The sequence below is a fragment of the Ancylobacter sonchi genome (assembly GCF_018390695.1).
In the GTDB taxonomy this organism is placed as follows: Bacteria; Pseudomonadota; Alphaproteobacteria; order Rhizobiales; family Xanthobacteraceae; genus Ancylobacter; species Ancylobacter sonchi.
In genome coordinates this window covers 23033-47827 of record NZ_JAHBGF010000009.1, presented here as the reverse complement: position 1 = coordinate 47827, position 24795 = coordinate 23033, and the positions used below count along the sequence as shown (strand labels likewise).

The 24795-nt window shown below is 59.8% G+C and carries 27 protein-coding genes and 1 pseudogene; 18 read left to right on the top strand and 10 right to left on the bottom strand.

The genetic code is table 11. The annotated features are described in order from the left end of the window. Window positions 1-283: 283 nt before the first annotated feature. The 3 genes and pseudogenes from KHC28_RS27185 to KHC28_RS01505 form a co-directional block, all read left to right on the top strand. Window positions 284-450, top strand: a pseudogene (locus KHC28_RS27185) (DUF4172 domain-containing protein); the annotation flags it as partial. 335 nt (window positions 451-785) lie between these two features. After that, on the top strand, window positions 786-1799 hold the full coding sequence (mobQ, locus tag KHC28_RS01510; protein WP_214006570.1) for a MobQ family relaxase: 1014 nt from the start codon (window positions 786-788) through the stop codon (window positions 1797-1799). Further along, window positions 1796-2341 carry a hypothetical protein gene (locus KHC28_RS01505; protein ID WP_214006569.1) on the top strand — a complete coding sequence of 182 codons (546 nt, stop codon included), beginning with the start codon at window positions 1796-1798 and terminating at the stop codon, window positions 2339-2341. Before mobQ ends, KHC28_RS01505 begins: the two co-directional genes overlap by 4 nt. 30 nt (window positions 2342-2371) lie before the next feature. On the opposite strand, the gene KHC28_RS01500 is transcribed toward KHC28_RS01505, so the two are convergent. Continuing rightward, window positions 2372-2986, bottom strand: coding sequence for a hypothetical protein (locus KHC28_RS01500; RefSeq protein ID WP_214006568.1), 615 nt, complete (start codon window positions 2984-2986; stop codon window positions 2372-2374). 56 nt (window positions 2987-3042) lie between these two features. Next, the gene (locus KHC28_RS01495) at window positions 3043-4098 is read right to left on the bottom strand and encodes a YARHG domain-containing protein (RefSeq protein WP_214006567.1); all 1056 of its coding nucleotides are present in this window, start codon (window positions 4096-4098) and stop codon (window positions 3043-3045) included. Between the two features lie 227 nt (window positions 4099-4325). Between KHC28_RS01495 and KHC28_RS01490 the strand changes: the two genes are divergently transcribed. From KHC28_RS01490 to KHC28_RS01460, 7 genes are all read left to right on the top strand, one after another. Continuing rightward, on the top strand, window positions 4326-4700 hold the full coding sequence (locus tag KHC28_RS01490) for a hypothetical protein (RefSeq protein WP_214006566.1): 375 nt from the start codon (window positions 4326-4328) through the stop codon (window positions 4698-4700). Between the two features lie 11 nt (window positions 4701-4711). Next, window positions 4712-5026, top strand: a complete 315-nt coding sequence (locus KHC28_RS01485) for a hypothetical protein (RefSeq protein WP_214006565.1) — start codon at window positions 4712-4714, stop codon at window positions 5024-5026. A gap of 9 nt (window positions 5027-5035) precedes the next feature. Continuing rightward, entirely contained in the window at window positions 5036-5407 is a 372-nt protein-coding gene (locus tag KHC28_RS01480) for a hypothetical protein (RefSeq protein WP_214006564.1), read from the top strand. 238 nt (window positions 5408-5645) lie between these two features. Continuing rightward, window positions 5646-6083: a DUF4112 domain-containing protein gene (locus KHC28_RS01475; RefSeq protein ID WP_214006563.1), complete on the top strand. Its 438-nt coding sequence runs from the start codon at window positions 5646-5648 to the stop codon at window positions 6081-6083. 17 nt (window positions 6084-6100) lie between these two features. Then, complete coding sequence (locus KHC28_RS01470; RefSeq protein WP_214006562.1) at window positions 6101-7723, top strand: TraM recognition domain-containing protein; 1623 nt, start codon at window positions 6101-6103, stop codon at window positions 7721-7723. Continuing rightward, a complete protein-coding gene (locus KHC28_RS01465; RefSeq protein ID WP_214006561.1) occupies window positions 7720-8382 on the top strand; it encodes a hypothetical protein in 663 nt (220 codons plus the stop codon). The genes KHC28_RS01470 and KHC28_RS01465 overlap by 4 nt, the downstream gene beginning before the upstream one ends. Window positions 8383-8391: 9 nt before the next feature. Further along, a complete protein-coding gene (locus tag KHC28_RS01460) occupies window positions 8392-8811 on the top strand; it encodes a hypothetical protein (protein WP_214006560.1) in 420 nt (139 codons plus the stop codon). A gap of 55 nt (window positions 8812-8866) precedes the next feature. On the opposite strand, the gene repB is transcribed toward KHC28_RS01460, so the two are convergent. Both repB and repA read right to left on the bottom strand, forming a co-directional pair. Next, entirely contained in the window at window positions 8867-9871 is a 1005-nt protein-coding gene (gene repB / locus KHC28_RS01455; protein WP_214006559.1) for a plasmid partitioning protein RepB, read from the bottom strand. A gap of 291 nt (window positions 9872-10162) precedes the next feature. After that, the gene (gene repA, locus KHC28_RS01450) at window positions 10163-11380 is read right to left on the bottom strand and encodes a plasmid partitioning protein RepA (RefSeq protein ID WP_312893047.1); all 1218 of its coding nucleotides are present in this window, start codon (window positions 11378-11380) and stop codon (window positions 10163-10165) included. Window positions 11381-12248: 868 nt separating this feature from the next. Here repA and KHC28_RS01445 point away from each other — a divergent pair. Further along, a complete protein-coding gene (locus tag KHC28_RS01445; protein WP_214006557.1) occupies window positions 12249-13424 on the top strand; it encodes a replication initiator protein A in 1176 nt (391 codons plus the stop codon). Window positions 13425-13477: 53 nt separating this feature from the next. Here KHC28_RS01445 and KHC28_RS01440 read toward each other — a convergent pair whose 3' ends face one another. Then, window positions 13478-15367: a ParB/RepB/Spo0J family partition protein gene (locus KHC28_RS01440; RefSeq protein WP_512699542.1), complete on the bottom strand. Its 1890-nt coding sequence runs from the start codon at window positions 15365-15367 to the stop codon at window positions 13478-13480. A 333-nt stretch (window positions 15368-15700) separates the two neighbouring features. Here KHC28_RS01440 and KHC28_RS01435 point away from each other — a divergent pair, with 333 nt between their 5' ends. From KHC28_RS01435 to KHC28_RS01420, 4 genes are all read left to right on the top strand, one after another. Further along, on the top strand, window positions 15701-16633 hold the full coding sequence (locus KHC28_RS01435; RefSeq protein ID WP_214006555.1) for a hypothetical protein: 933 nt from the start codon (window positions 15701-15703) through the stop codon (window positions 16631-16633). Between the two features lie 11 nt (window positions 16634-16644). Continuing rightward, window positions 16645-17556: a hypothetical protein gene (locus tag KHC28_RS01430; RefSeq protein ID WP_246564143.1), complete on the top strand. Its 912-nt coding sequence runs from the start codon at window positions 16645-16647 to the stop codon at window positions 17554-17556. 276 nt (window positions 17557-17832) lie between these two features. Continuing rightward, window positions 17833-17979 carry a hypothetical protein gene (locus KHC28_RS01425; protein WP_214006554.1) on the top strand — a complete coding sequence of 49 codons (147 nt, stop codon included), beginning with the start codon at window positions 17833-17835 and terminating at the stop codon, window positions 17977-17979. Continuing rightward, entirely contained in the window at window positions 17979-18704 is a 726-nt protein-coding gene (locus KHC28_RS01420) for a hypothetical protein (protein ID WP_214006553.1), read from the top strand. Before KHC28_RS01425 ends, KHC28_RS01420 begins: the two co-directional genes overlap by 1 nt. 33 nt (window positions 18705-18737) lie before the next feature. Here KHC28_RS01420 and KHC28_RS01415 read toward each other — a convergent pair whose 3' ends face one another. Beyond that, complete coding sequence (locus KHC28_RS01415; RefSeq protein WP_214006552.1) at window positions 18738-20000, bottom strand: Y-family DNA polymerase; 1263 nt, start codon at window positions 19998-20000, stop codon at window positions 18738-18740. A 2-nt stretch (window positions 20001-20002) separates the two neighbouring features. After that, on the bottom strand, window positions 20003-20545 hold the full coding sequence (locus tag KHC28_RS01410) for a LexA family protein (RefSeq protein WP_246564141.1): 543 nt from the start codon (window positions 20543-20545) through the stop codon (window positions 20003-20005). A gap of 253 nt (window positions 20546-20798) precedes the next feature. On the opposite strand from KHC28_RS01410, the gene KHC28_RS01405 reads away from it, so the two are divergent. The 3 genes from KHC28_RS01405 to KHC28_RS01395 all read left to right on the top strand — a co-directional run bounded on the left by KHC28_RS01405 (window position 20799) and on the right by KHC28_RS01395 (window position 23111). Continuing rightward, window positions 20799-21986, top strand: a complete 1188-nt coding sequence (locus KHC28_RS01405) for a Fic family protein (RefSeq protein ID WP_214006551.1) — start codon at window positions 20799-20801, stop codon at window positions 21984-21986. 164 nt (window positions 21987-22150) lie between these two features. After that, window positions 22151-22729 (top strand): hypothetical protein, encoded by a 579-nt coding sequence (locus KHC28_RS01400; RefSeq protein ID WP_214006550.1) that lies wholly within the window; start codon window positions 22151-22153, stop codon window positions 22727-22729. 4 nt (window positions 22730-22733) lie between these two features. Beyond that, the gene (locus tag KHC28_RS01395) at window positions 22734-23111 is read left to right on the top strand and encodes a hypothetical protein (protein WP_214006549.1); all 378 of its coding nucleotides are present in this window, start codon (window positions 22734-22736) and stop codon (window positions 23109-23111) included. Window positions 23112-23158: 47 nt separating this feature from the next. Here the strand turns inward: KHC28_RS01395 and KHC28_RS01390 are convergent, their stop codons facing one another. From KHC28_RS01390 to KHC28_RS01380, 3 genes are all read right to left on the bottom strand, one after another. Further along, window positions 23159-23527 carry a DUF6876 family protein gene (locus KHC28_RS01390; RefSeq protein WP_214006548.1) on the bottom strand — a complete coding sequence of 123 codons (369 nt, stop codon included), beginning with the start codon at window positions 23525-23527 and terminating at the stop codon, window positions 23159-23161. Between the two features lie 196 nt (window positions 23528-23723). After that, window positions 23724-24461: an N-6 DNA methylase gene (locus tag KHC28_RS01385; RefSeq protein WP_214006547.1), complete on the bottom strand. Its 738-nt coding sequence runs from the start codon at window positions 24459-24461 to the stop codon at window positions 23724-23726. A 10-nt stretch (window positions 24462-24471) separates the two neighbouring features. Continuing rightward, window positions 24472-24711 carry a hypothetical protein gene (locus tag KHC28_RS01380; protein WP_214006574.1) on the bottom strand — a complete coding sequence of 80 codons (240 nt, stop codon included), beginning with the start codon at window positions 24709-24711 and terminating at the stop codon, window positions 24472-24474. Between the last annotated feature and the right edge of the window lie 84 nt (window positions 24712-24795).

Here is a 24795-nt window from a genome sequence, read left to right as displayed (position 1 = left end):
GGACATGGTGGCTGAAACAGCCAAAAAGTCCACGGAATTGGTTTTTTTGCACCTCTCTGGCCTAGCCTGGACGGCCTTCTAGGAAGAAAGAATGTCCGCGGGGCGCGTCTCTCGGGTGGCGCATGAATTCCTAAATTTCGGCATGCCGATGGAACTGCTCGCTCGTCTGAGCTGTGGCAGAGCGATCTGATAGGGCCAGTATCGGCCGAGGCACGCCAGCTACGATCCGCTTTGCGTCGAATGCAGTAATGTTCCTTTTTTGTTCTATCGAGTCAAGGTCGAGGGGTTCCGGGGCGGGCTCAGCGCAGAAAACTATATTGCGATCACCGGCACTCGCGACCGACGGCCACGCGCGACCTGCAGGACCTTGTTGAGAAAGGCGCCCTCACCCGGACAGGCGAGCGCCGCTATACCCGGTATGCGCTGAATCTGATCACGGCGGCGGAATAGCCCGGCCATTCGGATCACGAACCCGACCGACACGCCTACCGAACTTTCCGGTATACCGTCTACGGAATGATGCTGTCAGCTCCAGCCGGGTCGGCACTCACTCTCCCCTGGAGAACTTCGCCCATTGCTCTCGGGGACAATAGCAAAACGCCCCATCCACATCCGATTTGACACAATCCCAGATTGCCGTGACAACGTCACCCTTCTCTTTGAGGGTGCATGACGCGCCAGCGTCATATCTGTGCACCCTTATAACTTCAGAGCCTTCCGAGGCTCTTCCCTCGCAGAGGGATTTCAATCTAGAATCGGTTGGGAGGCCGAAGGTACACGACGCTATGGCACTGATGTCGACACGCATCCAGATCATCAGCCGCAAGACCAAATCAGCGGTCGGGGCAGCAGCCTATCGTGCTGCGGCTGTGCTTTTTGGCATCGATGGCACCCGCCACGACTACACACGAAAGGGCCATGTCGAGCACGCCGAGATTTTGGCCCCTGACGGCACCCCTGAATGGGCATTCAATCGGGAGAGGCTCTGGCAGAAGGTCGATGAGGTTGAGAAGCGAAAAGACGCCCAGCTGGCTCGGGAGTTTCGTGTCATGCTGCCCGCCGAGTTCACCCAGGAACAACGGATCGAGGTGGCTCGGGCCTTCGTGAAAAAGCACTTCGTCGACCGGGGCATGATCGCCGATATCTGCTGGCACAATCCGCCCACCCGCGACGGCCACGGCATGAACCCACATTTCCACGTCATGCTGCCTCTACGGCCGATCGTGAACGGCGCTTTCGGCAACAAGACCGTCGGCGCTCGCATCCATAAGAAGACCGAGGATGGCGCCGCCAAATTCCGCCCGACGACGGACTGGAACGACCAGGCTAAATGGCAGGAAGCCCGGGAAGACTGGGCTCGGACGGCTAACATCGTCCTCGAGCGGAACGGCGAGAAAAGCCGCATCGATCACCGCAGCTTCGAAGAGCGCGGGCTCAAGCAATCGCCCCAGCCCTATCTTGGTGTCGCTCCTCATGTCGATGCCAGTGTCGCGCGAGCTAAGCTGGCTGGCCGAGTTAAAGAGCTGAACGAGCGCCTCCGCCAACGGGTAAATCAGTGGGTGGCGCATCGCATTTCGGGACGCGCCTGGACCTACGCAAAGAAAGTCATCGATGGAGAGTTTGCGCGAAGCGAAGGCAAGATCAACAACGCGGCTCCCATCCTGAACGCAGTGGGTAGGTTCACCGACTGGCTCGAGGACACTACGGCGCGAATGCGCAAGCCCCCTCCCCTACTTCCACAGGAGCGGTTCGTCGGCCCGCCCATGCCTCCAAGGGACAAGGGAGACATTGACCGATGAGCTCCAGTCACAAACCCCGGGACGATTTCTGGCAAAGCATCGTTTCCCAGCCACGCGGCTTTGTCGCGGACCGCGGCATGGCTTCGGCACAAGATCCCTCATCCGCGGTGGAAGTTTCTGCGCCAGAAACACCGACACAGGCGCCTCCGCAATCCGATACGGGAGAGGATGACAGCTATAAGGCCATCCGGATCGACCTTAAACGCGATCGGCAGTTTCTGCTGGAGCTGCGCTACCGGGATCCCATCGGGAACCAGCCCGTAACGGAGCTGGTGCCCTATGCCCTCATTGGGCGGGTGCAGCTTATGGGCACGTTCCTGCGTATCCGGCTTTCGGACACCGGGGAATCGATACTGATCGAGGGCCGGCAACTAGAGCAGATCATCGATCCGCTTCGGAGTGCCACTCTCACCTGCTTGCAGGAGTGGAACCGGAACTATCACCACGACGTGGGACAGGACGAGCCGAAAATTTCGCAGATCAGCTTCCTAGATCCCGAACAAAGGCAAAGCCGGCGTGAGGACGCAGGTAGGGAGCGATAATGGTCGATGCGCGGACCACTGCCCTGCCGCCTATCGGGAGGGCCCTTTGTCCTTTTCGATATTCAGATCGGGATCGCCCGCTTTAGCGAGCGCCCGAATATCGTCGGTCGAGAACACGGGCGCCACCTCGAAACCGTACTTGGTGCAATTGATGCCCAGCTGCTCCAGGATCTCCGGGTGGGTCATCCGCTTCATCTCGGGAATCGATTCCTTCGGGGCATTTAGGAGCTCTCCCCTTCGTTGGTTAAAGCCGGCGATATATTCCTCGATCCGGCCATTTCGCCATTCTGTATCTCTATTGAACCACGCAGACGTTTCGCCATAATAGGAAACACCCAGATCAACATCGTTCGGTTTTCCAACGTTCATTGGAACGTCATATAGTCGACCAGACTGATTATCCATCACTTGAAGCAAGTCTTTTGTGACGTAAGTGCCTGTATGACCCGCCTCTGGCTTTAACGCCATCGCCGCCCAATCGGCGTAATAATTATATACTACTTCGATATTTTTATCGACTCTACAACTTGCACCTGTCGACATAGAAACGGTCTGACCTTCGGGAGTTGGCCTTACTTCTTTTATATCCCAATCAGCTGGATCAACCGGCTGCTTATCATTCGGAATGAATAATTTAGATCCCATATATCCTCTTAAAAGTATTCAGGATATAGTCTCACTAATATCTTAAATTTATATTACTATTCTCGTATTATTCCGCATATATTGATCTGACCATTACATGACTGCTGTCCATTTCGAACAGAGCATTCGTATTGTCTGATCATAACGGCATTGGAGGCTTCAATACCATCGAGTTCTATCGTACCGCTCGATGGTACGTACCAGCCGTCCGGGCGTCTTTCTTTAGACCAGCTGTCAAAATGCGCTTGAAGACATTTAGAATCGGGTTGTTGGAACTTACGCCCATGACGCGCGAATATCTCGTTGCGCGCAACATATAGCTCCCATCCGCCAAGCTTATTCAGCTCATCAACCGTCAGTCGCCTCGTGTTGGAATCGGGAATGACGAACCCGTGAGTGACCCGCAGTTTGCCCGGCGGAATGGTCGTCACCATCCTGGGAGAGAAAATCGTGCTCCAGGCGGCGTGCCCTCCGGCAAGCAGCAGGAGCAGCGCCAGCCCCATCAAGCCGTAGCGCCACCCTTTCGCAGCTGGGACGGCGACAAGCCGTGCCCGCTGCGCCTGGTCAGCTGGATGGAGAAGCACACCTGAAGGCTCGGGCACGAGTTGCACTGGTGGTGGCGGCAATGGTTTGGGTGTGGATGAGGGAGGTAACTCCGCAGCATCAATGGATGGATCATCGGGAGCGACAGAACCTCGCTTACGCTCTGCCGTATCATCGATGGCCTGCTGCGGCTCGAGCGTTTGCGGCTTTGGACGTTCCTCGCCGCCCGTCGTTCCGGCACCGGACGCGCGGGGCTTCGGCCCCATCCGCTTATCTTGCGCCTGTGCCAACTCATAAAGCCGGATCCACTCGGCCAGCTCGGCGCGCTGCGGGTTCAGCTTTTCCCGCAGCGTTGCCACTGCTAACTCGGACATGATGCTCTGGCCTTGAAGCCAGTAACCCAGCTTTCGGAGATCGTTGTCGGAGGGTCTCGCTCCGAAGATGAGATTCGCCCAGCTTTTCCGCGTGGGATAGCCCCTGTCCTTAGCCAGTTTCACCACGAAATCGGCAAAAGCCTTCCGTGCCTCGCGTGCTTCGTGATTCAAATGTGCATGTTGGCTTTTCGTCATCCGAGCGTAGTCCAAATCGCCCAAACCCTGCGCAATTAGCTACAATTTTACCGGAAACCAACCTGCCCGATCAACATCAAAGCGCCAATAATGCATTGTAATAATTGCATATTTTTTAGCCTCCCGCGTATTTACTGACCTTTTCTGTATTGCTACCGAGCCAACGGCCGCCCTGTACCGCAACGTCCAACCGTCGCAGCGACCACGCTGTATCTCAGGAGGTTGGAATGAGAGTACGCAAGTTACGCAGTCGGGCAATTGTCCTTCTTATGTCCCTAGCGACATTGGCAACGGCCCCGGAGGCCATTGCCCAGACCGCATGCCAGAGCCTGGCAGCTCAGGAAGAGTCGGCAGGCATCGACTCTCTGTCGCTGCTGGTAGGCGGCGTGACCGCCACAGCGATCTCTGCAGCGTGTGGATACACCGCAAGCAGCCAGGCTAGCTCCTCCCAGAAGGCCGTTTTCCTGACCTGTGCCGCAGGGGCCTGCGCCGCTTTAAGCGATGGCTTCTTCACTTGCGTGAAGAGTTCGAATGACTGGTACGACAATGTCGTTCGCCATGCGGAACTTGCCTCTCGCAAGCGCCAACTGGGGTGCGGTTGAGGGAGGCTCGCATGAAGAATCTCCTGAAACGCTTTCAGCCGGAGCGCACCATGACCGTGACCCTCAAACTCGAGGGCCACATCGAGGGGGGAACCGAGAGGCAGTTTCGTAAGCTCGACGATTGGCTGCAGACGGCTGGGAAGGACCTTAACGGGCACGTCAAGGATGTGATGATGAGGTACAGTTACTCCTATATGCCACCCGATCTGCAGGACTCGTGGGACTTCAGAGTCGAGGTCTGTCCGTCGCGAGAACCTCCACGCCCGGACAGGGGGCCCGCCTCGCCATCCCCGTCCACGCCGGAAGAAATCGACTTTGACCGATAGGAGACAAATATGGCGAGGCTACGTGCTTCAGAGCGCTCCTATCAAACCCAGCAGATCACCCAGGTCGGCTTTGGCCTTTCCTTCAACCCGGCACAGTCGGAGAAGGACCGTGCCCTGTTCGACAAGGTGTGTGACGCGATCGGATCGACAGCCCAGTACATCCAGCGTGATGTGATGGGCGACATCGCCGATAAGCTGGTCGATGAAATGTGGTTCGGAAGCGGGCGATCGCATGCTCCCGAACCGAGCTTCAATAAGCCCTACGCACCGGCCAGATCCTCTTCCGGTCCGGAGCAAGGCGGAACGGCGAGTATCTATGCCTCCGTCGGGCATGGATACGACATGACGGCCGCTGAGCACGATCTCGATATCGAGCGCTAACGCAGACCCGCCCGAGCCCGCCTCTCAAAGGCCTGCATACAACTAATAGCCACACCACGTGTCACCGGCTTACCGGCCGTTCCGCGAACGGACCCCCATGTCCGTTCCCGGGGCCGGCTCTCGGGGGAGGGAGCGATCCGATCGCCCCCTCCCCTCTTCACCGACGTGCCGGAGCGCAGTTACCGCACTCCCCTCTTCTCGTCATCGATCACCGCACGGTCATTGAAGGAGCACGCCTATGCGCGCGAAGAACAGCATCGACATCCATAACATCACGGCCAGCGTCAAACAGGCCTGCCGGTCCTCGGACAAGTTGATCGGGGTTGGGCCGGTCGGTATCGGCCTTGATGGCATTCTGACCTGGATCCCTATCGTCGGCTCCGTCTACACGATCGGTGCCGGTCTCTACCTCGTGTCACAGGGGGCACGGGCACGTGTGCCTGGCATCGTGCTGATGCAGATGACGGCACTCATCACGATCGACGCAGCGATCGGCGCCATCCCGTTCGCGGGAAACGCACTGGATATGATGTTCTGCTCGCATCTGTGGGCCGGCAACCTGCTGCTGCGCTCGATCGAGGGCACCAGCTATCACGACAACGATAATGATGCCGAAGCGATGTCTTCCGCCATGGCGGAAGGCAAGCGCGTCGTGATCTTCGGCACACGTGCGTGAGGGAGGTATTGATGGGAATGTCCAAACTCAATTCGGCGCCCTCCGGGCGCCCCTACCCTTCCGATCTCGACACACCGGTCCTGGAGTTCGCCAAAGGCGAGTTCATCCGTCTGCGGGACCTCTTTGAAGGCATGCTGGTCTTTGGTGGGGTCGGCAGCGGCAAATCGAGTGGTGTTGCCCGCACGCTTGCCCACGTGATGCTCGCCAATAATTTCGGTGGCATGGTGCTCTGCGCCAAGCCCGGCGAGGCGGATACGTGGGAGCAGTATGCCCGGGAGATGGGGCGTGAGGAGTCGATCCTGCGTGTCGGACCTACCGATCTATGGCGCATGAACTTCGTCGCCTATGAGCTCCGTAAAAGCGGCAACAGGTCTATCGGCAACATTGTCGAGCTGATCTTCAAGATGGTCGAAGCGACCCGCCTTTCAAAGCCTCTTGGCTCGGGATCGGGGTCAGAAAATGGCTTCTGGGAGGACGCGTCGCGGCAACTTCTGCTGCATAGCATCCCGATCATTTTCGCCGCGAATGGCACCTTCAGCTTTGAGCTACTCCGTGCCTTCATGTCATCTGCGCCGAAAACGCCTCAGGAGGTCGAAGAGCCGACATGGCAAGCGACTTCAGTTTTCCACCATTGCTTCCGCAAGGCTAGGGAGGCCCCACTCGAGCCCATCGACAGTCACACCCTCTCGACCTGCGCAACTTATTGGTTGAGCGATTTCGCCCCGCTCGACAACAAGACCCGCTCCAACATCGTCATTTCGCTGACCAGCATGCTGAGCCGGTTCTCACAAGGCAGGCTGCATACGCTGTTCTGCACCGAAACGACGTTCGTGCCGGAGCTGACTTTCGACGGCACGATCCTGCTGCTCGACATGCCGGAAAAGATCTGGAAAGAGGACGGCGTCATCGCCCAGATCATCCTCAAATACCTCTGGCAGCGTGCGGCCGAGGCTCGCGCCGCTTATCTCACGCCGGAGGATATGCGGCCGCTCTTCCTCGCCGGCGACGAGTGCCAGTTTTTCCTGACGCCGGGGGATGCTGAGTTCTTCTCGACGGCGCGCTCGGCTAGGGTCGCGTCGCTCTACATCACTCAGTCCCTGCCGACCATTTATAGCAAGATCGGCGGAATCCGGCCTGAGCACACCGCCGAAATGCTTCTGGCCAATCTGTGCACGCGGATTTTCTGCCGCAACGTCTGTCACGTCACCAATCGCTGGGCCGCGGAATCGGCGGGACAGGGGCTGGTTTGGCGCGAGAGCAAGAATTGGGGCTCCAACAGCGGCGGGAGCAAGTCGGACACGACGGGCAGCAATATCGGCCGCTCCTGGTCGGTCAACCAGACCCACATGTTCGGTCCGGCGGGAGGCAATCGCAGCGCGACCAATGCCGGCTCCGACAATGATGGTTGGAACCGCTCCTTGCAGAACGGCACAAGCTGGGGCGAACAGCAAGGTGGCGGCCTCCAGCAGCAGAAGGACTACAAACTCGATCCAGCGATTTTCACCACCTCACTACGTTCCGGTGGCCCGGAGCATGGTGGATTGGTCGATGCAGTCTGGATGCAGGCCGGCCGCCGGTTTTCGTACTCCGGTGGCGATATCTTCACGCCCGTCACGTTCAAACAGGAGGGTGCGCAATGAGCTATCACGTTTCGTCGTCCCCTACCCTACCCTCTGCCCCTCTCTTCTCGAAGCTCTTCGGAGACGGGATCGTCCGGTTCGCGCTTTTCACGGGCGCGCTCTACACCGGCTATGGCTGGTGGGCCCTCGATATGGGATGGGGCTGGTGTGCGGCCTGGTCGTTCCTGCTGGTGGCCGCGGACAATGCTCACCGCCGCGTCCGCCGCATTGAGGCTTATTCGCCCATTCAGGGCCCTACCCTCTGCACCCGCATGTTCGGGCATCCCGTACTTGCAGTGCCAGTGCTGATTGCGAGCATGGCATGGATGGCGTTCGTGATCTCGCAGCTTGCCGACAAGGGTGTAACGCTCGAGACGGCGGAGGTGCCGCATCTCCTAACACTCGCTTTGTTCGCACTGCCGATCCTGATCTTCGGCCGCTGGTTCTTGCTGCGGCAGCAATGGCGCAGCCGCAATCCGCCGGCGGATGCGCGCCAGGTTAACGGCGTGGATAGGTCCGCACCCTCGCCCCGACCCATTCCGACCGTAAAGCTACTTCTGCCCAAAGCGGCACCGGTGAAGTGCAGCGTGCTGCATTCAATGCAGCATCTGCCCCCACACCTGCTTGAACTCGTCCGTACCGGCACGGCACGCGTCGGACGAGAACTCGCCGAGACCTAGGGGGCGGCCGTGGAACTCATGCTTCTATGGTCGAAGCTCATGGACCTGGTGACGGGACTGCTGGGGTTGGGCTTCATCCTGTTCATGTTCGGGCTCGGCTGTTCCAGCTTCCGCTATGCGCTGCAAAATTTAAGGGGGGCCGTACGGCCCCCCTACCCCTACCCAAGCGGTTCAGCCGACGCGCTCGGGCAGTTGCGCAGCGAACGTGACCAAGCACTACGGAAACTGGCGAGCCTTCAATCCACCATGGACCTGTTAGCCACGCCCCCTTCTGGCGGCATGGATCTACGAACAGTGAAGGTGCATTTCGCTAAGCGGTATCATCCGGATCATTGCCCTGACGGGCCCGACCGGCCGGTCCGCATCGCCATGTTCAAGGAATTTTGGGCAGTCCTGAACGACTTGGAGAGAGGCAAGTCAGGCACCTGACGCACGACCTCGAGTATGGGGCGCCAGCGATGTCTGGCGTCCCATCCAATTGATATTACTCATTTTCTTTCTTAAACTGTGCGTAGAGCGCATCGAGCTGTTGCGCGATAAATGCGCCAAATGCCGCTCCGCTGGCGTCGCCGAAGGTCAGCTTCGTCTCGTCAGCGCCCTGCTCTATCTTGGCAGCTGCCAACCCCTCCCCCGATCGCCACGCCAGTGTGCGGCGTTCGGGCTTTTTGGTTTCCGGCGATGCGGCGCGCAATGCCATGGCGAAGCGTGCGTCGCTATTGGCAGCCATGAAGGCGTCGGTCTTGGTGAGCGTTTCGATCTTGCTGACGGTCTTCGCCTTCTTCAACGCTTCCGACAGTGCCAGCCATCGTGCCCGGCCTGCTTTGGCCGCCGGACCGATATTCATGGCGATGTTCTCCGGGATAGCGCGAGCGATACTGATATAGCGGCTGACACTGCCCTTATCGGATGCGAGTGCGGCGGTGATGACCGAGCGGTCAATGCCTGCGTCTTCCAGACGCCGCGCAAAGAACGCGATCTCGATAAAGGACAGGTCCGCGCGGTCGAGGTTCTCCCTGCCCTGCGCAATGATCAGGTCTTCATCGCCCATGGTGCGGACAATCGTGCGAACGCTGCGGCCGAGCCGCGCCGCGGCGCGCAAACGGCGGCGGCCATAGACGACCTGGAACCGCCCCGACTTCTCTGGATGTGGACGTACGAGGATGGGCACCTGCTGCCCATGTTCATCGACGCTTCGTACCAGATCCTCAAAGGCGGGATCGTTATCGAGCACCATGCGGTCGGCGATGGACGAACCATCGATAAGCGATGGAGCCAGCTCGACGACACGGTCACCTGACGCGAGTTGGTCCTGCAGGCGTGCGGCGGTCTTTACGCCGTCCGCCATTTCCTGAAGCTTCACTCCCATAGAGGAGATCGCCCCGGTACGGACCCGGGGAGACGCATTCTCCGCCGCTGGCGCGGGGGTAGGGGCAGGGGCTGCCCCTGGCTTGTTGAGAAAGAGCGAGTCGATTGTATCCTTGCGTTTCATGTCAGACCGTCCGTTCTGTGGCCGGGACACGTTCCGGGATGGGAGCGAGGCTAGGCGGCGTTGAGAGGTTGTCGAAGCTTGCCTGTCGGGCGATCTGATTTCCCACATGTTGGCAGGTGCCAACTTTCCCGGAATGCCGCCGATCGGCGATCGGGAAGGGAGCTTCCGAATCCGAACGGTAGAAAGTTGGCAGCTGCCAACTTTTGTTTCGCCCGCCGGTGAGAGCGCGGGGAGGGGAGGCAACGTTGGCAGCTGCCAACGTTGTGAAACCACGAATTTTCAACGGGTTGCTCATGAGCGCCCCCACGCTTTACGGATAAGGCCCTTGATCTCGCCATTGACGGCATCGAGCGCTTCCATCGCGCGGTCATAGGTGGTCCGGGTCAGATTTTCGCGGCCGATCTCATAGAGGGTTTGCTTGGTCAGGCCTGCATCGGATACGGCAGCCGACTTCACCATCGTGTTAGTCAGCACATGGTCGTCGAAGAGGTTACGCAACAGTGACGCCACTTTGGTCTGCGGGGCGTCCTGAGGTTCGTATCGCGTGAGCAGGTAGCGCAGAAAGTCGTATTCGAGATTGCCGCCATGGGTACGGACGACCCCTAGCAGATCGCGGGTCATGAGCAAGAACTGGCTCATGGATGCCGTGTCCAGCATCTGTGGATGCACGGTGATGATCATCGAGGTGGCGGCGCACAGCCCACTCAATGTCAAAAATCCCAGCTGGGGAGGGCAGTCGATCACGACCACGTCGTATTCGTCCGCGACCTCATCGAATGCGCGCGCCACCCGCGTGAAGAACATGGCTTCCGGCTCGGCGCCACTTGTAAGGGCCTTGGGCGTCGTGTGCTCGAACTCCATCAGTTCGAGGTTGCCTGGGATCAGGTCGAGTCCATCGAAATAGGTCTTGCGTATCACCTCGGCCAAAGGCCGTTTGTGCTCGTCGTAGCGGATCGCGGCATAGAGGGTTTCGTTGTCGCTAACGTCGATCTCCGGCAACACGCCGAGCAGGGCTGACAGGCTAGCCTGCGGGTCGAGATCGACGGCCAGCACGCGGTAGCCTTGCAACGCGAGGTACTGCGCCAGATGGGCGGAGGTCGTCGTTTTGCCGGAGCCGCCCTTGAAGTTTGTCACCGCGAGCACTTGCAGATGCTCGTCGCCCCGGCGGTGCGGCACGAAATTGGACCCGGCGCGGCCACGCGAGGAGGCCGCCAACTTCACCCGGAGCTCATTGATCTGGGCCAGCGAATAGAGGCGGCGCCCATTGCTGGTTAGCTCTGGCTGGGGCCCTTCCCCTTTCAGGGAAATTTTTCGCAGCATGGAATCCGAGACGTTCAACAGCCGCGCGGCTTCGCCGGACGTAAATTTCCGCAGCATTTTCTGCGCGGTCGGCGGAAAAAGCGCATGGCTCATCGCCTGCAGCTGCGCACTCAGCCGCTCGGCATGGTCGCCGATCGTCTCATCGACCGACTGGCGGGCCGGTTGGAACGGGGCAGGGGACTTTTTCACGGCAAACTCTCGCGTCACGGTATATTAACGAAAAACGGCTATTAACCGTGACAGTAGCGATTCTCGCGCACCTTACAACAAAAAAGTAGTAAATATCCGAAATTGAGCGCGGCGACGCTTTATTCGCATGTAATTCATCGGCGCGACGATGCGTCTCTCAAGTTTTAATGAAATATTAAAACACTCGAATCGACGTATTCGCGCCGTTTCACTTACGCGAGAGTTCCATTCTGCCGCAACCTCCCCACCCCGTACTTTAACTGCCAAGCCATCTTCCGGCGCGTGAGCGCCGGTTAGGGTGGGGGTACGCGGGGACCGCCGTTAGGCGGTCGGGGCGTCTATGAAAAATGGAAGAAACAGTCGGCCGTAGGCCGACGCTATTTAGATCAATCGGCGAAGCCGATGCCGATTACAGGCTGCGAAGCAGCCCTCTTTTGAGGCTTGTCGCGAAGCGACGCCGCTTTGGGTCGAAGACCCTCTACTGTGTTAATATAGGTGTTATTGTATGGTGTTAAGAGGTGTTACACTGTGGAGAAGCAGTTGTAACCCATTCTGGATATTCGCTTATTAGAAACGACCGGTGGGTAAAATCACGAAGAACGGTGGGTGATATCACGTATTAGAGGTGTGTGAAATCACGTGTCCTGGTGGGTAAAATCACGAACGGATTTTTCTCCTTCAGGGCTCCTTCGGGTGGGCGAAATCACGAAGCCGCTTGACGCAGTGGGTGAAATCACGAAGCTCATACTACGCGACTTTGTACGATTCTGGTGATCGGTCGTGGCAGATGACGCTTCGGTGGGTGAAATCACGAAGCAATCTGCGGTTCTCCGGTGGGTGAAATCACGATTGGGCGCTCAGGGGCCCGGTGGGTGAAATCACGTTTTTTCTTGACGCAGTGGGTGAAATCACGAAGCTGGCGGATATGGTGGGTGAAATCACGAAAGAGGAAGATCTAGGCGTTGTCGGTGACGACGACCGTTCGCCGTTGCTCCCGGAACGCCATCCATCCACCGATCTGTTCGTGGTGGACATTCTCGACGCTGCGCCCAAGGGCGATATGGCGTCGATGGAGCATCCGATTTTCTCGCTATCCACGAAGCCGGATTTTCGCCAGCGGCGCTACGAGCATAATGGCCAATTCATCGAGATCCGGCCCTCGAATGATGGCCTTGCGACGGTCCATGACCGAGACGTGCTGATCTTCTGCATCAGCCGCGCGATGGCCCTTCGTAATGAAGGCAGACCCGTCGAGCAGGTGGTCAAGATCAAGGCCTATGACCTTCTGGTCGCGACCAATCGCGTGACGGATGGGCGGGGCTATGAAGGGCTGAAAGCGGCGCTGCGGCGTCTGCAAGGCACGCAGATAGAGACAAACATCACCACGGGTGGTGAAGAGCAGCTCGATATTTTCAGTCTGGTCGACCGTGCGCGCGTGGTGCGTGAGACGCGCGAAGGCCGGATGCAGGAGATCGAGATCAAGCTGTCCGACTGGGTGATGAATGCCATCCGGGCGAACGAGGTGCTCACCCTACACCGGAATTATTTCCGCCTGCGCAAGCCGCTGGAGCGGCGCATGTATGAGCTGGCGCGCAAGCATTGCGGCAAGAAGCGCGAATGGCGTTTGGGACTGGAGCTGCTGCAGAAAAAATGCGGCTCCAACTCGACGCTAAAGGAGTTCCGGCGGCTGGTTGGCGCGATCGTCGAGCACGACCAGAAGCACCAGCATTTTCCCGATTACAGCATCGCGTTCGAGGATGATGTCATCCTTTTCAAGAACCGCGAGACGATGCCCGAGAAAATGCGCCTGACGCCGCCGGCGGCGGTAGAGGAGGGCGTGAGCGAGCCTGAAGCCGAGTTCCCACCCATCTCGCCCGACACGTTCGCAGAGGCGCGCAAGGCGGCACCTGGCTATGACGTCTACTGGCTCCATGAGGAGTTCCGGTCGTTCTGGCTGGATTCCGGCAAGCCGGAGCTAAAGAACCCTGATAAGGCGTTCATCGGCTTCTGCCGAAAGCGTTCCGAGCGCGCGCCGATGCGCTAGACGTGCGAAAGCTGACCGGGCCTTTTGACCCGGCCAGCCCCCACGACCACCCGTTACGCTGCGTGCTCTGCGGCGTTCTCGACGTCTGCATCCGTTGCCTCATCGAGCAACGGCTCGACAGGGCAGGGGAGGGCAGGGCGCAGCGCCAACGGGAGCCATCCAGTTCCGCCCATGGCCTTGGCTACATAGCGGGCAGCTTCATGCTTTTTGAGGTCGGAGACGCTGACCGATATGGGCGCACGGCTTTCGGCCACGGCATGGATGAGTGCCTTTTTCGGGATATGGCCATAGAAGCCTTCGGCGGTGCCTTCCCAGTGTTTGGTCATATCGAGTTCGAGCGCGCGCGCGACCTGTTCGGAATGAGCGATACGGTCTCGACCGAAGCTGCCCTCTTGCTTACCCCTGACCGCACTGACGGACATGGCGGTGCAATAGGCGAGCAGGTCCATCAGACGGTAGTCCTCCTGCGCGAGGCACCAATCGAATAGCTCCGCTCCTGAAACGGGCAAGAACTCCGCCCAGCGCTCCTTCTGCTCCGCAAGCGCGGCATGGGCGCTGCAATCCTCCTGCGATTTCACAAGCCGCTTGAGGTTGGTCTCCTCGATGCGGAGATTGGAGCAGCTATCCCCTGCGGTGACGGAATAGAACAGCCGAAGGGCCATGGCATGGACGGCTACAGCGAGGGCCACGTGTGGGTTATGGAGCAGCTCGTGACGCAGGGCAGCGGTCTTGTGGGCGGTCAGGTCTTCGGTGATGGTCGCAGCGTATTCGCCCTTGGCCGCGTCCGGCTTCGCTGTGTGTGGCTTCGCCTGCCGCTCGTGCTGTTCCATGTCATCGGGGTGAACGAGGCCGCGCGTTACGGATAGATCGCCATCCCAATCGATGCGCAGGAGCGCACCTGCTTTGGCCCTATCCTCGGGGGCATAGACCGCTTCGGAATCGTCTTGCTCGTCCTCCTCGTCTTCACCGAACTCCGCATCACAGGCTTCGGCTTCCTCTTCGCCATACTGCTCGGCGTCAGTATCCTCGCCTTCGCCTTGTGGCATTTCAGGATACACCCGCCCGTAGCGGATGGAGTGGTCATCTTCCAGCTCGGAGCGCACCCATTTCCACCCTTCGGCAGCAACTTCCTGCTCGCCAGCGGATAGCTTCCTGCTCGCCAGCTGCATCAGAAGCGCGCTGTCGGTGAGATAGCCTTCGTTGCGTTCATCGAACAGGTCGCGCATCACGGCTCCGCCTGCTTCGGTATAGGCTTGGAGGCCGACGAAACGGGCCAGTTTGTGGGTCGCGGGGATGGTGCTTTCTGTCAGCGCGCGGCGAACGGATTGCGGTGTCAAATGGTGGCGCTTGCGGTCGGCCCAGACCCGCAGCTGCGCCTCGTGGTCGTCATTGACGGTGAAGGCCATGAGGCAGTCGAGATTGATATCGCCCTTACGGTAAGCGGCGAAGATTTTGGGTGCCACGCTGGCAAGTTTCAGGCGGCGCTCGACGAGTCCGGTATCGATACCGAAGCGTTGCGCGACTTCATCGGTCGTATGGCCTTTCTGCACGAGGGCATGGAAGGCATCGAATTGGTCGGCGGGGTGCATGGCCACGCGTACGACATTCTCGGCCAGTGAGATTTCGCCTGCATCCTCGTTGTCGGTGAGCACGCGGCAGGGAACGGGGAAGTCCCTCGTCAGGTGCTTTTCCTTCGCCAGCTGCTTGAGCGCGCGCAGGCGGCGGCCGCCAGCGACGACCTCATAGCGTGCGTCCTCAGTCGGTAGGACATTGAGGCCTTGGCGCAGCCCGTGGGTACGGATGGATGCGACCAACTCGTCGATAGCGTCCTTGCGTCCCGTGCGGCGCACGTTCCGCTCGGACTGGACGAGCAGGTTGAGGGGAATGGTAGTGATGGTTTCGCTGTTCATGGTTCTCTCCTGAGTGGTTCTGCGAAGCAGCACTGCGCTGCTGCTTCCCGGGGCCGCGTGAGCGGGCAGGGATGGGAGAGGGAAAGCGAAATCGATGCGGGTGGTGCGGGCGCAGGAAGGCGAAGCCGCACGAGCCTCGGCCGTGGCTATTTCGCTTGGGGAGAGAGAAGGGGCAGCCAGCCCCCCGGCCTCTCCCCTCTAGCTGCGTCTGCAGCTGCAAGGATCTGCATCAGGGATGGAAGCCGCAGGGCCGAAACCGGGAAGCGGGTTCGGTTCACGACAGCCCGCCCGCGAGGGGATGTCTCAATTCGCTGGTAAATTAGTGGCGATAGAACAGAATGGTCGCCCATCAACCACCATGCGGCGATGACAAAACCGGAGCGCACAAACGAGGCCGTACCCGCCTATAGCGGGCCGAAACGCCACTATTTCGATCCGCTTGGCTCGCGCTTGCCGGCGCTAGAGCGCAACATTTTGCGACTGCGCTCCCTGCAGATGGTGCTGGTGATGTTCTATGCGGAACAGCTGAAGCAGACGGTGCTGGATCTCATACAGGGCACGGACAAGTTCCGGGCCATGATGTCAGACCACAATGCGACACAGGTACGTGTCCCAAAAACGGCAAAGGACCAGGTGAAAAAATGCCTGGATGCGCTTCTGGCCGATGGCGCCATCACGGCAGAAGATAAAGATGAGATCCGTGAATTGATCGACTACCGCAACATGGTCGGCCACGAGATACATAATCTCGTTGGCGATGTCGGCGGCGAGAAATATGTTCGTGAATATTTCTCGATGAGTTCATCCGTCTATAATTACGAAGCGGTCGAACGGATGCGCCACTATCTCGACCTTCTGTCGGAACGCTATATTACGCACCATTATGTTGGCACGATGCGCATGGAGGGCCTCCTATTCGATGCCGCCGAGCGGACTTTACTGGAGGATATCGGCCGGCTCAAAGCGAAAGTGAAGCGTCAGGCTGGGATCCGCAAACAGCAGGTGACCGCGCTAAATGAGGAGATACGTGCGATCGGCGGTCTGAGTGATGCGGAGCATCCTCATCATCCCCTGAACCAGTATGACGACAAGCGGCTAACCAAGCGTGGCGAGGAGGTCTGCTACCGGCTATTCGACCGGGGGCAGTCGCCGATGGTCGTTGCGCACCTGATGGAGATCTCGCTGCCGTCGGCGAAAAAGCGTCAGCGTATGTGGGCGAAAGCAGGCGGCATCGCGCGTCCCGCTGTCGATCTGGACCGTCTGCCGAAGCGGAAATTCTACCGGCGGGACGACGACTAAAGGGTAGAGCCATGTCCACACACACGCAGCCCAAAACGAAAAAAACGAAGGGTCCTGAGATTGGGCTTCGGCAGGCCCGTCAGCTCTGCCAGATGCCGGAGCCCAAAAGGTTGGCGTTCTTTGCTGAAGGGCTTCCTATCATCCTTGAGAGCGCTCAAGGCTTCTGGAATGCCGCGCAGCAAATCAAGGACAGCTCCCCGCGAGAATCGGCCGTGCTGGAGGGATTTGCTGAGGAGGAGGCCGCCAAGATCCTCATCCTCATGGATGCTGTGCGATGCCCCGCCAAGCTGGTCGCCGGAAAGCTCAATGTGTTGATCGGCTGGTTCTACGACCATCTAGCGCGGTTGATCTATGCCGAAGCCGCCGACATGAAACCTACGGATCTCGCGGAGCTGCGCCGCTACGTTTACCAGCATAGGCGTAGCCACAGCCTCGAGGGGCATGCGGGAGAATACATCATGCCGAATGGGCCAGTGTATGACCGTGAGCGCAAACTCTATGCCGATATCGAAGCCTACGATGACAGCTCGCTGGCATGGAGCGCGCCTTCGTCGGCAGGATCGTCATTCCGCTGGTTCCTGCGCTCTGAACCTTATGTCTTGCGGGTAACGGAGGCCATGCATCAACTCGGCATGTTCTCGGTCCCGGGTTTGAGGGCAACCTCCCAGATCTGGGGCACGGTCGAATTCAAGGACACCGAGAGCCACCAGGATGGCAACGCACTCATGGAAGCCCTGGTGAAGCGACTCATTTTGGAAAAGCTCCCCCTCGACACGGCCTCGCAGAAGCATGTGTCGACGCTTCATCACGATTGGCAGATCCCGATGTACAATCTCGACCTCTCGCCGATCGTCCTTTCCCGACAGCAACTCGAAGACGAGCAGGAGCGAGCCTTCTGGAGGGAATTTGGCGACGGTCCGTGACGCTCGGCGCGTCCGCCATCTTCACGCCTTTTCCATTTTCGCTCCCCGCACCGGCGCGAAATAGCGCCTCACGGAGGCGCCTCTAGTTCACAGGCTAAGGTCCATGAACTGAACCAGGATGTTATATGGATTTTCGATTTCCTTGTACTAGTCTGATAAATCTAGATTTTTTGGCCTACGATCTATTTTTCCTAATTAACTGTTTCTAGAATATGAAGGGACCCTCGACCAAAATTTGCTGAGCTGAAGACAGCACGCATCATTTTGGAGAGCCCTATGCAGACACTTAACGACATCGCCAACGCCCTCGCTTCTATGCCGCCGGCGTCACTGACCACCGTCATCATTCTCGCCAGTTTCGCATTGGCCGCGTACGCGATTTACGCCATGCGCAGCCTGGTAGGCCCAAAGGACAAATTGTGATGGCATTACCCGCCTGGATAAAACTGCCTTCGGGTTGGATCACCGGCGGCGGGCTGCGTTCCTTCCGCTGGAGCGGAGGAACGGGCGCAGACCATACGGCCGCGTTGATGGCCTTGGCCGCGATCGCACACCGCATTGACCGCGAAACGGGCGTCGCCTCGGCGACCTACGACACGCTTTGTATGGCGACATCGCTAAGTCGCGCGAAGCTATCCGATGGGCTCGACATCCTTGCCGAGCAGCAACTGATCGAACGAACGCCGAATGGTCGAAGCACGTACCGGCTCACGGACTATGATCCTGAGCGGGGTTGGACGATGCTTCCGGCGAAGAGCCTGTGCAACAAGGAAGGGCGCATCCTTGCGTTCAGTGATTTCCATCTGCGCACGATTGCCGAATTGAACGCGTTGAAACTCTATTTCCTGTTCGCTGCCTTCCGAGACCGTGAAGAAAATCTGGCCAAGATCAGCTACGACAAGATCGTGGATTACACAGCGATGGAGCGCCATCGCATCACGACCGCTGTAAGCCTGCTGGCAGCGCACGGGCTGGTGTATGTCGATCGTGTGCCCAGCACGGCTCACGAGAACGGCTATGCCAATGCGTACCGGATCAAGGGATTGGAGGCGTATAATCACGCTGCGACGCGAGGGCGCGCAAGGGAAATACCGCCTGCGCTTCGATCCCCAGGCGTGCCGATGGATTTCGACGACCTGATCGGCTGACGCCGGACGATGGCGAGCCCATCTTTCACAGCTCTAGACCGCCAGCAGCTCATCCCAACGGGTCGTGAAGCGTGGACTGCGCATAGCGCTCTTAAGCGCCCATGCCTGCGTGCGCCCCGCCGCGGCGAGCGTGACCGTACCGCGTCCATGGTCGCGGTTGATGGCATCGATGGCCGTCATGAGAGCTTTGCGACGGTTGGAATCAGCCTTGTCGAACAAGCCTTGCTGTACCTGCCGGGCCGGTACGAGTTCCAGCAGCATGACGCCAGCTTTTTTATAGGCATAGCCGTCGCGCCAAAGGCCGCCGAGTAGATCGAGGGCGGCCGTCGTCAGGCGCATCGTGTCTGCGGTAGCCACATTCAGGGCAATGGTGCGGCTTGCCGCATATTGGGGGTCGGCCGGCCGGAAGCGGTTGGTGTGGAGGAACAGGTGGAGTTGCGCGGTCGCAAGATTTTGGCGCCGCATCTTCTCGGCCGCGCGCGCGACATAGGTGGCAACGGCCTCCTCCATTTCGCGCCGATCGGTGACCATGCGGCCGAAAGATCGAGAGCACAGGATGCTTTTACGGTCGGCGGGAGCATCCTCGAGCCCGATGCAGGGAACACCCTGCAGCTCGAGCACCAAGCGCTCCATCACGACGCCGAAGCGCTCGCGCATATGGCGGGCATCCGTACCTGCGAGTGCGCGCGGTGAGACGATGCCCATGGCAGAGAGCCGCGCGGCGAGGCGGTGTGAGATCCCCCACAGGTCGGTCAACTCGCATCGATCGAGATAGGGGAGGGCGGAGTACGCACCGTCGAGCACAAGCACGCCATCACACGCTGCCTCTTTCTTGGCGAAGCGGTTGGCCAGCTTGGCAAGCGTCTTGGTGGGCGCGAACCCGACCGAGACCGGAATGCCCGTCTCGCGGGCGACCGTCGCCCGCAACTCCCGAAGATGCGGCTCCTCGCGGCCGCCGAGACCGGCGAGGCCAAGGAACGCCTCGTCGATCGAGTAGGCCTCGAATAGGGGCGTGAAGCGTGCGAGCACCTGCATCACCCGAGCGCTCATATCGCCGTAAAGCGCATAATTGCTGGACCGGACGATGATGCCTTTGGTCGGCAGGCGTTCGCGGACTAGATGCCAGGGCTCGCCCATGGCGATCCCGAGTGCCTTGGCTTCATTCGAGCGGGCAATCACGCAGCCATCATTGTTCGACAGCACGATGATCGGCTTTCCGCGCAGATGCGGCTGGAAGACACGCTCGCAGGAGGCGTAGAAATTATTGCAATCGACGAGCGCGACCCGGACGGCCATGGTCACAACATGCGGATCGAGCGGGTGACGACGCCCCATACTTCGAAGTTCGCCTCCTCAGACACGAGAATGTCCGCGAAAGCGGGGTTCTCCGCCTGCAACAGCACACCGCCGCTGCGCATCCGGTACCGCTTGATGGTGAACTCCCCGTCCAGCAGCGCGAGGACGATGCTGCCATTCGTGGGGCGCCGCGAGCGATCGACGATGGCGATGTCCCCGGGGAACAGTCCGGCACTGATCATGCTTTCGCCCGCGATGCGCACGGCGAAGGTGGAGGCGGGGTTCTCGATCAGCAGCTCGTTGAAATCGAGCGGGCGGTCGAGATGGTCGTCGGCAGGGGAGGGGAAGCCGCAGGCGGCATTGCTGCCGACCAAGGGTACGGCGGCCTGTTTCCAGGGGGCGACGGCCAGGAGGGCAGCAACATCTCCCATGTTGCGCAGACGAGCGAGGCGGGCGCCCAGTTGGGCGATGGGCAATGGCAGGCGCACGACTTTGGTCGGCTCGCTACGCGGCCGACCGCCTATGCCTTTGCGTCCATGCAGCATGCCTGTCTCGCGTTGAGTTTCCGTTACAGAAACTCCATACTGCTCATAATCGGAACAAAATGGCAACATTTGTCAGCACCCGAGATCACCCACCGGGAAGCCGCGGATGCTCGTCGTAAGGTAGCGTGAGGGAGAACGAATGGCAGAGAGAACGGCCAGAACATCGGCCAACGCATCGGCCATATTTTCTGGATTATTCAAAAAACATATTTATAAATATGTATTTAGGTAATTCAGTCATCGGCCAAACTATATGAGCGAAAGCGTCTCGCGTATCGAACCCGCCCGCCTTGAAGATCTGCCTGCTGCCGTCTCCGACGTGCTGGCCGACCTCACGGCCGCCGCATCGGGCCTAGGTGGCCGACTGCATCCGCGCACGGCCGCCAACCTTGCCGACCTCGTGCGTCTGATGAACACCTATTACAGCAATCTCATCGAGGGGCACGACACGAGGCCGCGCGATATCGAGCGCGCTCTGGCGGGCAATTTTGACATGGAGGAGGACCGCCGCAACCTCCAGATCGAGGCCGCGGCTCATGTCCGCGTGCAAGCTGAGATCGATCGTCTGGCTGCTGCCGGCGAGTTACCCGAGCCCGCAAGCCGCGATTTCCTGCTCTGGCTCCATCGCCAGTTCTATGACGGGGCCGATGCCACGATGCTCGAGATACGGGGTGCCGGCCGATCCTTCGTTATGGTGCCCGGAACCTGGCGCTCGGAGCCTGAGCACGACGTGGCCGTAGGTCGTCACCAACCGCCATCCAGCGAGAGTGTGACGGCGTTCATGGAGTATTTCGAGACCCGCTACCGGTTCCGGAATCTGGGCCGCGCCGGCAGGATCAGTGCTATCCCCGCCGCCCATCACCGCTTCAACTTCATCCACCCGTTCCCTGATGGTAATGGGCGGGTAAGCCGGCTGATGAGCCATGCCATGGCGCATGAAGCGGGGCTCGGTGCGCACGGCCTGTGGTCGATATCCCGCGGCCTGGCCCGCGGCATTGAAAGCCGCCGCGACTACAAGACGATGATGGACCATGCCGATAGTCCGCGACAGGGCGATCTCGATGGACGCGGCAACCTCTCACAGCGCGCCCTGACGGACTTCACGCTGTGGTTCCTGCGTGTCTGCCTCGACCAGGTCACCTTCATGGCAAGCCTGTTCGATCTCGAGACGCTGGCGAAGCGGCTTCGCATTCTGGTCGAGCGAAGCGAGTTAAAGCCCGAGGCGTTGCGTCTGCTGGAAGAGGCGCTGATCCGTGGCGAATTCGACCGCGGCGAGGCCTCGCGCATTACCGGTCTGCCGGAACGGACTGCCCGGCGCGTCCTGAATGATGTCCTGGCACTAGGACTGCTCGCATCCGACACGCCCAAAGGGTCCGTGTCGTTGCGGTTCCCGGCGAGCACGCTCGACACGCTTTTCCCGCGCCTCTTCCCGGAAACGTAAGCCCTCCCACTCGCGTCTGTTGGCTACGGTACTGTCGGCGCCTGGTCTCTAATGGAATGCGCTCACACGGAAGCTAAGAAAATTGAGGAAAGCCCGCCCCGCCGGATGGCAGGTTGGTAGTGGCATAGTATGCTCGCGATGAGTGCACTGAAGGGCGTACCCTCATGTTCAGCAACTTCCCCCAAGACAAGATCGATATCGTTGGGCAGGATGGCACCACAAAGCATTCGACGCTGGGGCTATTCCAAGGCTCCGCGAAGGTGATTGTTCCCGACACTTCGGTAGCCATCGAAGTCGGTGATGAGATCCGGCGTATTCTCCCCAATGGCATGGACGAGGCGTTCGACGTCACGGACCCTGTCTATCGTCGTGGGCTCCATTCGATACCTGACCATTACCAGGTAGCTATCCGGCGTAAGGGCACCTTCGCGCATCGCCAAGGCGGGAACTACACGTTCAATGTGTCGGGTCCGAACGCTCGGGTGAATTTTCACTCGACCGATCAGTCCACAAACATCGTTGCCGATCGGGCGGTGTTTGGCGCCTTGCGTGACGCGATCGCGACCGGCATTGCTTCCGAAGAGGAGCGCACGCGCATCACGGCAGCTGTGGATGCGATGGATGATGCCGCCGGTTCGGCCAACTTTGTCGCGAAGTACCAAGAGTTCATATCCAGCGCTGCGAGCCACATGACCATCGTTGCCCCATTGTTGCCCGCGCTTACCGCTTGGCTGTCGAGTTAAGCGCATGGAGCTGAAGGAATTCATCAGCACGTCGCTGACCCAGATCGTGGAAGGCATCCGAGCCGCGCAAAGCGGGCCTGACGGTGACCATATCGGCGCCAGGGGCCATTTCGATGGGCGAGACGCGGGCATTTATTCGGGTGGGACAAGCGGCGATTTTACCGTCGTTGCCTTTGACGTCGCTGTATCTGCCGAAACGTCCGAAGGCGGCGGCACCGTGCGGGTGGCAGGCATGGAAAGCACGGGAGAGCAGTTAGCTCGCGCCTCCCATGAAAGCCGTATCAAATTCTCGGTGCATCTTCGGCTTCCTGAGGGCGGCGACTTCACCGATCGGGGAGGCGGCCGGCAAACCCGCTACAATACGGGACGATCATCGTATTGATCATTTCGGTGAGCAAAGCGGGCCGCCGCAGCGGCCCGCTGCCACGCTCAGTACTCACTCGGCAACAGGATAACGTTGTCGGCGAAATAGAGCTGGACGCCCTCGGCCGTGAAGTCGGTCCAGTCGAGATGCTTGGTGTAGACCGCCTCGCCATTGCCGTCCTCGCAACGAAGGTCGGCTGAAGCATCGGCCGCGACGATCAGCTTCCAGAGCTGGAAACCTGTACGCGCGACCGCCGGCTCACTGTGCTGGGCGAAGGCGATCTCATCGAGCAGCCAGTAGGCGCCGGCGCTGTCCGCGACGAACTTCGCGCCGTCGGTGAACAGAACGCGCCGCACGAGCGGGTGGCGGTACCATTGCTCGGTACCAGTGAATTGCCGCAGCGCGGCAGTAGAGAAGGTAGGGGTGTTGCTCATGGCAATCTCCTTTCGGTGTGTCCGGAGGCCCCGCCCATCGGGACTTCCTTGACGTCGAAAGGGCGCTTGCGCAGCGGCGCGGTCGGTCGTCAGACCCGGCCTGCCTGCAGTGTCCGAAGCGTTCCACGCTTGACCGCACAAGCCGCGGGCAGTGCCACACGTCAATCCAAGGGAAGCCCGGGTGGAGGACGATCCCTCACCCGATCAGGAGTAATGAGCCCGACGCTGCCGCGGCGGCCTGTTCCGCGGAGTCGCGTCGCCATGATGCGAATGCATCACCGTGGTGAGCCAGGAACCGTACCATGGCCGGAGTGTAGGCTTGCTCGAAGCACTCGAGCGACAGGCTGTTGCCGTGCCTCACCAGTGCGGGGATTCCCCGTGCCGAGAGCTGGAGGTACGCCATCTTGAAGGCGAGCGGCGAGAGATCCGTTGCCTCGAGATAGAGCACCCGGCCGATATCGTGACCTGCGGCTTCCAATGCGTCGGCCGCAGCGATCGACATACAGCCTGCCCCGCATGCCGGCTCGTCCACGGCGACGAACCCACGAGCGGCAATAGGCTCGGATGCACTGGTGATGGTCATCTCGGCCATCATGCGGGCGACTTCGTAAGGGGTGAAGAACTGCCCGCCCTTAGCATCGAGAGCGCCCATCTCGGCAGCGATGGTGCCGAGGAAGTCCAGGCCGCCATCGTTCAGCGCAAGCTGGATGAAAGCGAGCAGACGCGGAAGCGCCCGGATGTCGTCAGCGGGATAGTGGCTGGCGACCCGCTTATAGCGTGCTTCGAGCAGCTCGGCTCGAGGAGCTTCCGCTGTTTGTTTGGCAACGGCGCAATAAGCGAGTTCCAGGAAATCACCGAGCCGGTCGTATCGGGCGCGATGGCGCCCGATACTTTCCAGCGTGGCGATGAAGGGCTTGTGGTAGCAAGACTGCATCGCCGGCCTCCTACGCGTCCGATTTATCGGAAGGGGCGCGCAGGAAGACCCGCCCATCGATGGGAAGAGCGTCGAGCACCAGGTTCCAGCCTTCGCCATCTTTGGCTGGGAAGGCCGCTCCGATCTTGGTCCAGAAGACCTTCTCGTCCTTGCCGCTACGTGCGACCAGCGCGTTGAAGTAGGTGGGTTCGCCATCGTCCTTCTTGGTTTCGGACTGCTTGGCGGTTTGGGTGTTGCGGTTAAAAGCCATCGTTTCTCTCCTTTGGTTTGATGGGTTGCGTCCCGAAGGACGGCACCAAAGAAGCCCGGCGGAAAAGGCCGGCGTGTCCCCAAC